At 39.4% G+C, this 13,527-nt stretch carries 12 protein-coding genes; 7 read left to right on the forward strand and 5 right to left on the reverse strand.

The annotated features are described in order from the left end of the window. Positions 1-11: 11 nt before the first annotated feature. On the reverse strand, positions 12-1,316 hold the full coding sequence (locus CA265_17965; GenBank protein ID ARS41438.1) for an N-acyl-L-amino acid amidohydrolase: 1,305 nt from the start codon (positions 1,314-1,316) through the stop codon (positions 12-14). 180 nt (positions 1,317-1,496) lie between these two features. After that, positions 1,497-2,006: a hypothetical protein gene (locus tag CA265_17970; protein ID ARS41439.1), complete on the reverse strand. Its 510-nt coding sequence runs from the start codon at positions 2,004-2,006 to the stop codon at positions 1,497-1,499. A gap of 156 nt (positions 2,007-2,162) precedes the next feature. Between CA265_17970 and CA265_17975 the strand changes: the two genes are divergently transcribed. From CA265_17975 to CA265_18005, 7 genes are all read left to right on the forward strand, one after another. Further along, a complete protein-coding gene (locus tag CA265_17975; protein ARS41440.1) occupies positions 2,163-3,809 on the forward strand; it encodes a glucose-6-phosphate isomerase in 1,647 nt (548 codons plus the stop codon). Positions 3,810-3,979: 170 nt separating this feature from the next. After that, the gene (locus CA265_17980; GenBank protein ARS41441.1) at positions 3,980-5,293 is read left to right on the forward strand and encodes a peptidase M16; all 1,314 of its coding nucleotides are present in this window, start codon (positions 3,980-3,982) and stop codon (positions 5,291-5,293) included. 33 nt (positions 5,294-5,326) lie between these two features. Then, the gene (locus CA265_17985; GenBank protein ARS41442.1) at positions 5,327-7,405 is read left to right on the forward strand and encodes a hypothetical protein; all 2,079 of its coding nucleotides are present in this window, start codon (positions 5,327-5,329) and stop codon (positions 7,403-7,405) included. 384 nt (positions 7,406-7,789) lie between these two features. After that, the gene (locus CA265_17990; GenBank protein ARS41443.1) at positions 7,790-8,158 is read left to right on the forward strand and encodes a hypothetical protein; all 369 of its coding nucleotides are present in this window, start codon (positions 7,790-7,792) and stop codon (positions 8,156-8,158) included. A gap of 60 nt (positions 8,159-8,218) precedes the next feature. Continuing rightward, entirely contained in the window at positions 8,219-8,761 is a 543-nt protein-coding gene (locus tag CA265_17995) for a hypothetical protein (protein ARS41444.1), read from the forward strand. An 18-nt stretch (positions 8,762-8,779) separates the two neighbouring features. After that, positions 8,780-9,715, forward strand: coding sequence for a hypothetical protein (locus CA265_18000; protein ARS43045.1), 936 nt, complete (start codon positions 8,780-8,782; stop codon positions 9,713-9,715). Positions 9,716-9,751: 36 nt separating this feature from the next. Further along, positions 9,752-10,204 carry a Rieske gene (locus tag CA265_18005; GenBank protein ID ARS41445.1) on the forward strand — a complete coding sequence of 151 codons (453 nt, stop codon included), beginning with the start codon at positions 9,752-9,754 and terminating at the stop codon, positions 10,202-10,204. A 54-nt stretch (positions 10,205-10,258) separates the two neighbouring features. On the opposite strand, the gene CA265_18010 is transcribed toward CA265_18005, so the two are convergent. The 3 genes from CA265_18010 to CA265_18020 are packed head-to-tail and all read right to left on the reverse strand — an operon-like array spanning position 10,259 to position 13,492. Then, positions 10,259-11,401: a peptide transporter gene (locus CA265_18010; GenBank protein ARS41446.1), complete on the reverse strand. Its 1,143-nt coding sequence runs from the start codon at positions 11,399-11,401 to the stop codon at positions 10,259-10,261. Then, the gene (locus tag CA265_18015; GenBank protein ID ARS41447.1) at positions 11,401-12,537 is read right to left on the reverse strand and encodes a glycosyl transferase; all 1,137 of its coding nucleotides are present in this window, start codon (positions 12,535-12,537) and stop codon (positions 11,401-11,403) included. Before CA265_18015 ends, CA265_18010 begins: the two co-directional genes overlap by 1 nt. Next, positions 12,515-13,492 carry a hypothetical protein gene (locus CA265_18020; GenBank protein ARS41448.1) on the reverse strand — a complete coding sequence of 326 codons (978 nt, stop codon included), beginning with the start codon at positions 13,490-13,492 and terminating at the stop codon, positions 12,515-12,517. Before CA265_18020 ends, CA265_18015 begins: the two co-directional genes overlap by 23 nt. Positions 13,493-13,527 lie beyond the last annotated feature (35 nt).

A 13,527-nucleotide genomic window follows, 5' to 3' on the forward strand; every position in this document is an offset into this window, starting at 1 on the left:
TAACCATCATCTTATTTCTTCATCGACATATAATCTAAAGTAAGGTTTGAAAGCAGTTTAACACCCAATACGAAGCCGCTTTCATCAAGATAAAAATCGGGGGTATGGTGCGATGGGGCCTTTAAGGGGTCTTTACCTTTTGGCATTCCGCCTAAAAACACAAATAAGCCTGGTATCTTTTCCTGAAAGAAAGAGAAGTCTTCTGCGCCTGTAACGGGTGGTTTTAATTTCACATGATCCTTACCTGCTGTATTTTGCATACTTGGTAGCATTTTTTCGGTTAGGGCAATATGATTAAAAGTAACCGGATAATGGTTGCTGTAGGGGATTTTAACCTCGGCGGTAGCCCCACCTGCTTCGGCCGTTTTGGTTACGATGGTTTTAATCCTTTCGATAAACATGGCCTCATCTTCTTTGCTAAAGTTACGTACCGTGCCCAGCATCTCTACCTTTTCGGGAATAATATTCGACCGAACACCACCATTAATGGCTCCTATGGTAACCACGCCTGGATTTTCGGTCACATTTAAATTCCGGCTCACAATAGTTTGCAAACTGTTAATAATCTGAGCCGAAACCACCACCGGATCGATACTGTTCCATGGATAAGCCCCATGTGCCTGGCGGCCGGTAACGGTAATCTTCATATCGTTTACAGCAGCCATTGTTCCACCCGGGCGGTAAGTTACATCGCCAACTTCAGTTTGAGAGTTAATATGCAAACCGAAAATCACATCGACCTTAGGGTTTTCGAGCACACCCTCCTTAATCATTAAAGCTGCACCACCTTCATCTCCGGCAGGTACACCTTCTTCGGCAGGTTGAAAAATGAATTTCACTGTCCCTTGAATATCTTTTTGCATAGAAGCCAGCACTTCTGCTACGCCCATTAAAATAGCCACATGGCTATCATGTCCACAGGCATGCATTACACCTACTTCTTGTCCGTTATATTGTGTTTTTACCTTTGAGGCAAATGGAACATCTACCCGCTCGGTAACCGGCAAGCCGTCCATATCGGCACGCAAGGCCACTACTGGGCCGGGTTTGCCGCCTTTTAGCACACCCACCACGCCTGTTTTGGCTACACCTGTTTTTACCTGTATACCTAAAGATTCCAGGTGTTTTGCAATAATGCCGGCTGTTCGTACTTCAGTATTTCCCAATTCAGGATGTTCGTGAAAATCGCGCCTCCAGGCAATTACTTTTTGTTCGATGGCATCCGCTTTTTTCGAAACCAATGGTCTTAAATCTGATTTTTGGGCAAAAGAATTTAATGCCAGTAACGAAAAACCGATCAGGAATATTTTCTTCATATATGAACTATTTAGTTTAGGTGCCCTAAGCTAAACAATTTTGGGGAGAGATGGAATTGTGCCTTGTGTTAGGTGTAAATTTATAGTTGTCAACTTTAATGGCTGGTTTGCTATTAAAGTTGACAACTCTTTTTAAGAAAGATTTGTGTTTTTTAATTGTAGAATGAGCAAGAGAAATTTTTACCCAAACATCCCCTTCAGTTTATCCATAATACCGCCACCACCGGTTTGGCCGGGTTGCTGTGCCTGCCCGCCACCATTAAACATCCCGATTACATCACTAACATCAAATTTACCATCATCACCTCCCAAACTTCCCAACACATCTTTAATGTTAAAAGCGCTATCGTTCGGATCATTTGTTTTTTGGGTAAACTTGGCTATTAGGCCCGGAATAATACTTGCCGCCAAAGACTTTGCGGTATCGGCATTAATGCCCAGACCACTTAATTTATCTATAAAACTCCCCGAAGCCTGCGCGGCAACCTGAGTACCTTCTGCCTTGTTACCATTAAATATATCCGTTAATGCGCCAATATTACCTGATGATACCTGGTCTTTCAGTGTATCGAAAATCGAACCCGACGCAGCCTGAATTACGGCTTCATTGTGTTCGTTCGGAATAGCAGTATTGTTTACAACACTCTCCTGTACGTTTTCACGCACCATTTCATTTAAATTTTCTAACATAACGTAGAATTAAAGGTTAAAATAATTGATGAACTAACAGGGACGGTGTATTAAAGTTAAGTGGTTTAATCGACATTAAAAATTCTTATTGATTTAGAACATTAAAAAGACCATTTTAAATTTTTGCTTTATTACTTTTACAAAAAAACAAAGATTATGTTACCTAAAGTAAATTTCACAGAAACAGAGGCCTACAAGTATTTAGCCGATCATTTTATAGATATTAATCAAAAAAGCATTAAAGATCTTTTTGCTGAAGATGCAGATCGTTTCAATAAGTTTTCTGTTTTTTTTGAGGATATTCTGCTGGATTACAGCAAAAACCGCATCAGCGATGAAACATTGGCATTATTGATTCAATTGGCACGCGAGTGTAAATTGGACGATGCGATAAAATCGATGTATAACGGCGATAAGATTAATGAAACCGAAGACCGCTCGGTGCTTCATATTGCCCTCCGTAATTTAAGCAATACCCCAGTTTTAGTTGATGGCAAAGATGTGATGCCTGAAGTAAATGCAGTACTGACTAAAATGGAGAAATTTAGCAATAGCATCATCAGCGGCGAATGGAAAGGTTATACTGGTAAAGCCATTACTGATGTGGTTAATATCGGTATCGGTGGATCAGACTTAGGCCCCGTAATGGTTACCGAAGCTTTAAAGCATTATAAAAACCACTTAAACATTCACTTCGTTTCGAACATTGATGGCACACACATTGCCGAAACCTTAGCCGATTTAAATGCCGAGACCACATTATTCTTAGTCGCATCAAAAACTTTTACAACACAGGAAACCATGACGAATGCACACTCTGCCCGTACATGGTTTTTAGATAAAGGTGGAAAAGAAAATGATATTGCTAAACACTTTGCAGCTTTATCTACCAATGCCAAAGATGTTTCGGCTTTTGGTATCGATACCGAAAATATGTTTGAGTTTTGGGATTGGGTTGGCGGTCGTTACTCATTATGGAGCGCTATCGGCTTATCCATCTCCTTAAGTATAGGTTTTGATAATTTTAAACAATTGCTGGCTGGTGCACACGCAACCGACGAGCATTTTAAAACTGCTGAATTTGAAAGCAATTTACCGGTAATTTTAGGTTTATTAGGGGTTTGGTACATTAATTTCTACAATGCAGAAACACAGGTTATTTTACCATACGACCAGTATATGCACCGTTTTGCGGCTTATTTCCAACAGGGAGATATGGAAAGCAACGGTAAACATGTTGATAGAAACGGGAATGAGGTTGATTATGAAACCGGACCGATTATCTGGGGCGAACCTGGAACAAATGGCCAACATGCCTTTTACCAGTTAATTCACCAGGGTACCAGAATTATCCCTGCCGATTTTATTGCTCCGGCACAGAGTTTAAATCCACTGGGCGATCATCACCCGATCTTACTATCGAATTTCTTTGCTCAAACTGAAGCTTTAATGAACGGCAAAACCGAAGAAGAAGTAACCGCCGAGTTAAAGAAAGAAGGTAAATCAGCTGCAGAGATTGAAAAAATTGCGCCGTTTAAAGTATTTGAAGGCAATCGCCCAACAAACTCTATATTATTGAAAAAAGTAACGCCATATACCTTAGGTAGCTTAGTAGCCATTTACGAGCATAAAATATTTGTTCAGGGAATTATCTGGAACATCTTTAGTTTCGATCAGTGGGGCGTAGAGCTTGGCAAGCAACTGGCCAAAAAGATTCTTCCTGAGCTGGCCGGCAGCGAAAAAGTTTCGAGCCACGATAGTTCTACCAACGGCTTAATTAACCAATACAAGGTCTGGAGATAAAATATATTAAAAAAAGCGAGTGTAAATACTCGCTTTTTTTGTTTAAATCCATAATTTAGGCCCATCCTTGTTATTCTTCACGCTAGTGAAAAATCCAAATTAACTTATTTAATGAAATAGTTGCTCGCTTTCGCTTTTGATTATTTCTAATCATTAAAAACAAATTATCTATGAAAAAAAGAATTCTTTTTGCTTTGGCCATTTCCGGTCTGTGCTTAAGTGCTTCTGCCCAAAAAGTACAGTTTACGGAATTCGACCTGGACAATGGTCTCCATGTCATCCTACACCAAGACAAAACCGCTCCCGTTGTTGCCGTTTCAGTAATGTACCATGTTGGCTCTAAAGATGAAGAAACCCAACGTACAGGCTTTGCTCACTTTTTCGAACATTTATTATTTGAAGGTTCGAATAATATCAAAAAAGGTGAATTTATGAAATTAGTGAGTAGTAATGGCGGACAGAACAATGCCAATACTTCTCAGGACCGTACTTTTTATTACGAACTTTTTCCATCAAACCAACTGGAACTCGGTTTATGGTTAGAAAGTGAAAGAATGTTGCACCCGGTAATTAACGAAGGCGGGGTAAAAACACAAAACGAAGTAGTAAAAGAAGAAAAACGTCTACGCATAGACAATTCACCATATGGAAAATTTACAGAGAAAATTTTCGGCCATTTGTTTGCTGGTCACCCTTACCGCTGGCAACCAATTGGCTCAATGGAGCATTTAGATGCTGCAAAACTGAGTGAGTTTATTGCCTTCTTTAAAAAGTATTATGTGCCAAACAATGCGGTTTTAACCATTGCCGGCGATTTAGATATAGAGAAGACTAAAGCTTTAGTAAAATCATACTTCGCCGAAGTACCTAAAGGTGCACCAATTGTACGTCAGGAATTCAAGTTACCAGAAATTACCAAAGAGATTATCGATACCGCTTACGATGCTAATATCCAGATCCCAGCCATCTTCGCGGCTTATCGTGTACCAGGCATGAAGAGCAGAGAGAGCAAGGTATTAGGTATGATCAGCTCTGTTTTATCAGAAGGCGGAAGCTCGAGATTAAGCACTAAAATGGTCGATCAAAAGAAAACAGCCTTACAGGTTGCTGCTTTTAACTATTCGCTTGAAGATTACGGTGCTTACATCACCCTGGCATTACCCAATAAAAATACACCGCTTAACGATTTATTAAAAGATATCGATGAAGAAGTTTTACGCCTTCAAACCGATTTAATTAGCGAAAGCGACTATAAAAAACTGCAGAATAAATTCGAAAACAACTATGTAAGTGCAAACAGTAAAATGTTAGGCGTTGCCGAAAATCTTGCAGATGGTTATACTTTCCATGATAAGGATACAAACGATATCAACAAGGAACTTGAGGTCATCAGATCCATTACCCGCGAGGAGATCAGAGACGTTGCTAAAAAGTACCTGAACAAAAACCAAAGAGTTGTATTGTATTACTTACCTAAGAAATAAGCTGACCGCTTTTTCATTTTAATTATTAAAAACATGAAGAAATTATTCATTATAGCTGCAGTTTCCTTATTGGCTCAAGGTATTTCAGCACAAACTATAGATCGAAGTCACAAACCAAAACCAGGTCCGGCGCCTGTTATTACTGTTGGCGATCCTGTTATTTATAAATTAGCAAATGGTATCACTGTTTTGGTGGTAGAAAACCATAAACTGCCAAAAGTATCAGCCAGTTACAGTATCGATGCAGGTCCTATTACTGAAGGCGCAAAAGCCGGCGTGGTTGGTTTAATGGGCAATATGCTGAATGAAGGAACCACCACCAAAACAAAAGCACAGTTTGATGAGGCAGTAGATCAGCTGGGTGCCGATGTAAGTGCTGGTGCTTATGGCGGTAGTGTTTCGGCTTTAACCCGTTATTTCCCTCAGGCATTTGCTTTAATGGCAGAGAGCATCCGTAAACCTGCTTTTCCTGCAGAATCTTTCGAAAAACTAAAATCGCAAACCATCACTGGATTAAAATCGAATGAGAAAAGTGCAAAAGCCATTTCAGCACGTGTTGTAAATGCATTGGCTTATGGCAAAAACCATCCTTACGGAGAGTTTGAAACCGAAGCTTCAATCACAGGCATTACTTTAGATGATGTAAAAGCAGCTTATAAGAAATACATTACCCCATCAAGAGGTTACTTAACCTTTGTAGGCGATATTAAACTGGAAGCAGCAAAAGCTTTAGCAGAGAAGGCCTTTGGCGATTGGAAAGGAACGGCATTAACTTTACCAGTACTGACTAAAGTTGCTAATCCTGCCAAAACCGAAGTTGATATCATTAATGTGAGCAACGCCGTTCAATCGGAAATTACGGTTGTAAACTTAATCGACTTGCCAATGAGCAGCCCTGATTATTTCCCGATTTTATTGGCCAACCAGATTTTAGGTGGTGGTAGTGAATCGAGATTATTTGACAACCTTCGTGAGAAGCATGGCTTTACTTATGGTGCGTATTCGAGCACAGGTTCAGGTCGTTTCCAGTCTAAATTTTCGGCCAATGCTGCGGTTAGAAATGAGAAAGTCGACAGTGCAGTGGTAGAATTTTTAAGAGAAATTAACACCATTCGTACCACAAAGGTAACTGCTGACGAATTACAGAATGCGAAAAATCTTTTCAACGGATCGTTTGCACTGGGTTTAGAAAATCCGGCCCGTACTGCAGGTTTTGCGAGCAATATCTTGATTAATAACTTACCGAAGGATTTTTACCGTACTTATTTACAAAAGATTAATGCGGTAACTACCGATGATATTTTAAGGGTAACTAAAAAATACTTTAACCACGACAATACACGTATTGTTATTGTAGGCAAAACCGATGCATTTGCAGCAGGCTTAACTAAAGCAGGTTTTAAAACACAGGTTTATGATAACTATGCAAATTCGGTTAAAGCAACCGAAACTGCTGCTGTACCAACAGCTGCACCTGCAGAAATTATCAAAAACTACATTAAAGCCATTGGTGGCGAAGAAGCCATTAAAAAAATCACGTCATTACAGCAAAATGGTGAAATGGAAATGCAAGGTCAAAAACTTACAGTTACCATCAAAAATATGGCCCCTAACTTGAGCAGCATGGAAATTTCTATGGGAGGCCAAACGGCGATGAAACAAGTTTACAATGGTAAAACTGGTTATGCAATGCAAATGGGTCAAAAAGCCGAATTAACTGGCGATGACCTGGCTGAAAAGAAAGATGATAGAGGTTATGGTGGTCAGCTGTATTATGCCACTGATGGAACTAAAATTGAATCTGCAGGTACTGCCAAAGTGGGTACTGCTGATGCATTTAAATTAAATATTACCTCTCCTTCAGGCAAAAAGAAAACTGAATATTACGACACCAAATCGGGCCTGCTTTTAAAAGATGAGAGCACCACTACCAAAGGTGGAGCTGAAATTAGCCAGGCAACGGAATATTCAAACTACAAGAAAGTTGGTGATGTATTATTTCCGTTTACTTTAACCCAATCGGTGGCAACCCCACAAGGTTCACAGGAGTTTTCAGTTGTAATTAAAGATATTAAAGTTAATCCGCCATTAAAGGCTGAAGATTTTAACTAGTTTTTAGATATAATTTATCTTAAAAGCCGTCCCGATGTAAAATTGGGACGGCTTTTTTTTGTGTTTTTTTTATTGCAGGCAACCAATTCATAAAAGTGTACGTAACGATTAAGATTTCAATAGAAATTACTTAAAAACCTTTGATTGCTGTAAAAACAGTTATGGTTTTTAAATAAACAAAACATAAATCTTTAAAAAATCGGATATGGCTGCAAAAAAACAAGTTATCGCAATTCTATTTGCTGTATTTCTGATCATGTTATGCATATCGGTAAAAGCAAAAGCTAATTCAGACGTGAAGGCAAAAATTTCAATTGCGCCACATACCAATCGAACATGATATAGAATGAATCTACCACCAATTTTAATCTTAACTAAATACCTATGAAAAAACAAAATTCTATCTTTTTACTGGCCACCATTACCGCCTTGCTTTTTGCCTGCTCAAAAAAACAGGCAGAGGAATTAAAGCCCGAAACACCAACACCCAATGGTCCAACACCTGTAACCACGGCGAATGTAACCTACACTAATTTTAGCGGGGCACTGTTTCAAACCAAATGCAATAGTTGCCATGGGCCAAATGGGGCCATGAAAAGTGTATGGGCATTAAATGGATTAGCCTCCATAAAAAATGATGCCCGCGTAGCTAATGCGGTTTTGGTTACTAAAACGATGCCCAAAGGCGGCTCTTTAACCACGAACGAGAGAGCATTACTACAAGCCTGGGTTGATAAAGGTATGCCAGAATAATAAATAAAGATTAACGCTAAAATCAAGATGGTTTCATTAAAAATTTAAACAAATACAGCCATGCAAAAACTACTTTTCACCTTAATAACCTTGTTATTATGTACCGGTATAAAAGCGCAGATATGGACAAGTAAAAATGTAACTTCTTCATTTTTCTCTTCAACACCTCTTGAAGATATCGATGCATTGAGCAAAACAGGTGCTTCGGCCATTAATATCAAAACCAACGAGATCATTTTCAAGATCAACAATACTTCTTTTCAATTTAAAAAGAAGTTGATGCAGGAACATTTTAACGAAAACTATATCGAAAGCGATAAATACCCCACTTCAGATTTTAAAGGAAAAATTATAGAACAAATTGATTTTTCAAAACCGGGCACTTATCCAATCACCATCAAAGGGAACCTGCAAATTCATGGCGTTACCAAAGAATATCAGGTTAAAGGTTCGCTGGTGATTACAGCTGATGAGGTGAGGGCAACTTCAGCATTTAATGTGAAACTTGCTGATCACGCCATCAAAATCCCAACAATTGTTTTCAATAAAATTGCAGAAACAGTGCTGGTAAAAATGACCGCAACTTATCAACCTAAAAAATAAAACCTTATGAAATATCATCTGAAATCTCTTACATGCCTATTTATTTTTGGCTTGCCAACTTTGGCTTTCGCCCAGGATTCGCTTGAAAATGCACTGAAGATGCCCATTGAAAAGAAAAATGTAAGCGCAACTTTTAAGGCCACTAAACTCATTAACATCCAAACCAATGAAACCATTTTTAAAAACGAATTGGATTTTAGGGTAGACCACCGGTTTGGGGATATAGCTGGCCATGGGGGTGGAATTAAAAACTTTTTTGGTCTGGACCAATCAACGGATATCCGCATCGGTTTTGAATATGGAATCAGCGATAAACTTTCTGTAGGCTTAGCCAGGGCAAAAGGCGCTGGAATAGTAACTCAGTTATACGAAGGAAATTTAAAATATCGCCTGCTGGAACAAACATCTGATGAAAAAGTACCCGTATCGGTCACATTATTTGGCAGTACCACCATTGCGGCGGTAAAAGCCTCAACCGATCCAACTGCCGTGAATGCCTACAGCGAATTTCAAGACCGTTTAACCTATGTAGTACAAGCCATAATTGCCCGTAAATTCAATTCGAACTTCTCGATGCTGATCATGCCCTCCTACATCCATCGTAATTTTACTGTTTTTGGCGATCAGAACGATATGCTTGCCTTATCGGTTGGTGGCCGTATCAAAATCACCAAACGCATGGCTTTTGTTGCCGATTATACCATTCCGTTCAGGGATAAAGATAAAAAGACTTATCTGGAAAGCACATTGGGCACACAATATTACAAAACGCTTGGCGCCGGACTAGAGTTCGAAACTGGCGGACATATTTTCCACCTTAATTTTACCAACGCCACTGCTATACAGGAATCGCAATTTATTACCGATACCAATACTTCCTGGCTTAAAGGACAATACCGTTGGGGTTTTAGTATTGCCCGAAGGTTTTCCTTCGATAAGAAGAAAGCAAAGTAGATCAAATTCAACCAAATATAAATTAACTAAACAATTATGGAACGTAACGAATTTATCAAATCATTGGGACTGGGTGTTGCCATGGTTTGTACCGGAGCTTGCTTTTCGGCTTGCGGTAAAAAAAGTGATTCACCAGAACCAGACAAACCTAATGGCGGGGGTGTTCCTTCAGGTACTACCGCAAGTGTAGATCTGAGTACGCAGTTACTTACTGTTGGCGCATCTATCACTGTAAACAGCATATTGTTTATCCGTACTGCAACAGGAAATGCAAGTACCTCATTTGTGGCTACACAAGCCGTTTGTCCACACCAGGGTGGCGCTTTAAGTTTTATCCAGGCCAGCAATTACATTCAATGTGGCCTGCATAGTTCGAGGTATACCACTTCGGGAAGCATTTTAGCCCAACCGAATGATGGTGGCACCACGAGTGCACTAAAAGTTTATCCGATTACGGTTTCAGGAAATACACTGACTGCCACAGCGTAAATTTTTGTTTTTGAGGGTAAAGCAGTATCGCAGTTGGTACTGCTTTTTTTATGATTAAACGGTTACGTTCTGTCCTTTTACATCAAAGGCATCGCGTAAGCCTATGGCCAGCACATTAAAAGCATAAACCGTAAACATAATGGCTAAACCGGGCAAAACAGCCAGGTAAGCGGCATCCATAATGATATAACCATAATGCTCCTTGATCATACTCCCCCAACTGGGCATCGGTGGCTGGGCACCAAAACCTAAAAAGCTCAGGCCGGTTTCTAATAATATAGCTGAAGCGAAATTAGAGGAGGCTACCACTAAAATCGGGCCTGCAATGTTCGGTAAGATATGTTTGATAATGGTTCTGCTCGTGCTGAAGCCCAAGGCCCTTGCTGCCTCCACAAATTCTACCTCTTTTAATGCCATTACCTGCCCGCGTACCAATCTGGCTACATCTACCCAGGTGGATAAGCCCACCGCAATAAAAATCTGCCAGAAACCTTTACCCAAAGCAAATGATATCGCAATAACCAGCAATAATGATGGCAGCGACCAAACAACATTCATAAACCAGCTAATCGCAGCATCTACACGGCCACCGAAATAACCTGCAATAGCACCTAAACTCACGCCAATAAAAAGGGAGATCAGCACAGCCATTAAACCCACCGATAGTGAAACACGGATACCTAAAATTAACCGGCTCAATAAATCACGTCCGTAAATATCTGTTCCTAAAATATAAGTTTGTTTGTAGATGTTATTTTTTTCGAAAAGCGCTTGAGGTGTACCCATTTTCGACGGCAATACACAAGAGGGGCACAAGTCCTTGAGTTCGTACCTGGTTTCTTTGGCTTTTTCATCGTCGCCGATATATTCCTGTACAAAAACGGCTTGATCTTTTATCTGATATGAAGTAATCGGGATGCTTTTAAAAGTTGGTGTCTGCCCGTTTAACATTCTTTCGAAAAAGTTAAGCTTTTCTACTTTCGGGTTTCTGCTGAAAATTAAAAAAGTGAATGTACTGCCGGGTTTCTTTTTGTTTAACTGAAGCGTCTGAACATTGGCATTTGGAGAATCATCAGGCATAATGAGGTAGCCCAGAATGCCCATCACCATTAAAAGTAAAATAAAAACCAATCCGCCGAAAGCAAATTTATTCCGTTTAAACTTTAACCATACTTTTTTTGATGGGCTATTATCCATTATCTAACCATTCTGCCTTTCCAATTGTATTTGCCGCTGTTTCCTGCAATGCCGATGTAAACCATATAAATTACATGCAGCACATTTAAAACCGGTATTAAAATGAGTAAACTACGTCTTTTTGCAAAGCCGGTTACATCCCATAAAAATAATGTTTCTAAAACCATTTTAACCAATAATTGATAAAATGTGATCGCTAAAAAGCCCGGAACAAAAAGCCCGGTAATAAAATTTGCGAGAATAGAAAGATTAAAAATCCAAATCAGTACGCCCAATACGATAATGGCTTTGTTTTTATAACGGGTGCTTTTCGAGGCCCACCGCTTGCGCTGCTGTATAAACGAACCTAAGGTTTCTTTGGCATGGGTATATACAATGGCTTCCCTGTTTTTGAGGAAACCGATCTGATCTGGATATTTGGCTGCAATTTTATGCAATAGCAGCTCATCATCGCCCGATGCCAGATCATCTATTCCCTGGAAGCCACCAACCTCATAAAAAGTTGCTTTTTCGTAGGCCAAATTTGCACCATTACAGGTAGAGGGTTCCTTATTGCCAATGGTAGAGGCCCCTAAACCAATCAGATATAGAAATTCTAAAGATTGCAATCGCTCAAAGAAACTTTTCTCCTGAAAGTAAGCTACAGGAGAAGAAATCATTTTATAATTTTTCTGCTCGTACAGGTTTACAATGGTCGCCAGCCAATCGGCTCCCATCCTGCAATCGGCATCTGTAGTAATAATCAGATCGCCAGAGCAGGTACCTACTGCAGTTTGAATGGCCTTCTTTTTATATGAATTTAAGGCCCTGTCTTCATTTAGCCTGATCAGTTTCACATTCCTGTCTGCATAACTCAATACAATTTCGCCGGTACGATCGGTAGAGTGATCATCAATAATAATAATCTCTGTTAAAACTTTAGGATATTGCTGTGCAATCAGGTCATCAATGGTTTTGGTGATGTTCGCTTCCTCATCCCTTGCAGCAACGATAATAGAAACTTTAGTTTGCGGATCTGATTTTTGAGGCGTAAAATAGATCAGGTTATGCCATCCTCTAATAAAATTAAACACCAGAAAACCATAAATTAAGGTTAAAGCTGCGGATATAAGACTAATTAGATTTAAGATTTCCAAAAAAATTGAGTTTAAAAACGAAATAAGTGCCTAAGATAGCAGGAATTATAATATTTATGAGCCATATACTTGCAGTACATGCAATAACAGCTACATGTTGATCGGTTACATGTTTAAATAATTCAACCGCCGTAACACTTCTGATGCCTACATCAAAAAGATCTAAAGATGGTAATGCCGATTGAACCAAAAAGAGCAAACAGGTCATCATTATAATATCGGCATAATGCAAACCCGGGATCAACCAGATAAACAAAATGAAATATTGCGAACTAAATACCAGGTAGCGGGCACAACAGTATGTAATGATTTTAAACAGTTCTCTTTTTCGGTAGCGGCCCAAAATGCTGTAAAATTTCTTGTATTTCCTGGTGAATTTAATGGAGAGCAAAATCGCGTTTAACCAGCGGATATTAAAGTAAAAGACCAGGAAAAACAGACAGAAAAATACAGCCAGAAATACCACTGCAATAAACAGCACACGATCGATCGGGATAAACCGGTAAACAAAAAAACAGGCTGCAATAGCGCCAAAAACATTGGTTAGTACCAATTGACCGATACTGCCAACACTCATGGCTACAATGCCCACAATCCTTCTTTTAGGCGATAGGAAAAATACCCTCCCGCCATATTCCCCTAGCCTGTTGGGTGTAAAAATGGCCAGTGTTAATCCGCAAAATACCGATTCGATGGCACGGTAAAAGCTAATGGGCTCAATGTGGCTCATGAGGTATTTCCATTTTCCGGCCTCTAAAAACCAGTTTACAAACATCAATAACACCACGATACCGATTACCGTAATAATTTCTGTTTGCGGAATATCTTTTAACAGTGTACTGAAATCGTGAAGATTTTTATTCGCCACCAGCTTATGGTAAATAAACCAAAAAGCAAATATGACGATTGCAGCTTTGATGAGAAATGATAATATTTTTTTGTTCTTGCCTGTCAAGATTATCTTTTTAGTTTGCAAATATGCTTAATATT

The organism is Sphingobacteriaceae bacterium GW460-11-11-14-LB5 (assembly GCA_002151545.1).
Taxonomy (GTDB): Bacteria; Bacteroidota; Bacteroidia; order Sphingobacteriales; family Sphingobacteriaceae; genus Pedobacter.

Coding starts and splice junctions, on each gene's coding strand:
- CA265_18005 (ARS41445.1), top strand. CDS start 9,752: ATGGAACGTAACGAATTTATCAAATCATTGGGACTGGGTGTTGCCATG.
- CA265_17965 (ARS41438.1), bottom strand. CDS start 1,316: ATGAAGAAAATATTCCTGATCGGTTTTTCGTTACTGGCATTAAATTCT.
- CA265_17975 (ARS41440.1), top strand. CDS start 2,163: ATGTTACCTAAAGTAAATTTCACAGAAACAGAGGCCTACAAGTATTTA.
- CA265_17980 (ARS41441.1), top strand. CDS start 3,980: ATGAAAAAAAGAATTCTTTTTGCTTTGGCCATTTCCGGTCTGTGCTTA.
- CA265_18010 (ARS41446.1), bottom strand. CDS start 11,401: ATGGATAATAGCCCATCAAAAAAAGTATGGTTAAAGTTTAAACGGAAT.
- CA265_17985 (ARS41442.1), top strand. CDS start 5,327: ATGAAGAAATTATTCATTATAGCTGCAGTTTCCTTATTGGCTCAAGGT.
- CA265_17990 (ARS41443.1), top strand. CDS start 7,790: ATGAAAAAACAAAATTCTATCTTTTTACTGGCCACCATTACCGCCTTG.
- CA265_17970 (ARS41439.1), bottom strand. CDS start 2,006: ATGTTAGAAAATTTAAATGAAATGGTGCGTGAAAACGTACAGGAGAGT.
- CA265_17995 (ARS41444.1), top strand. CDS start 8,219: ATGCAAAAACTACTTTTCACCTTAATAACCTTGTTATTATGTACCGGT.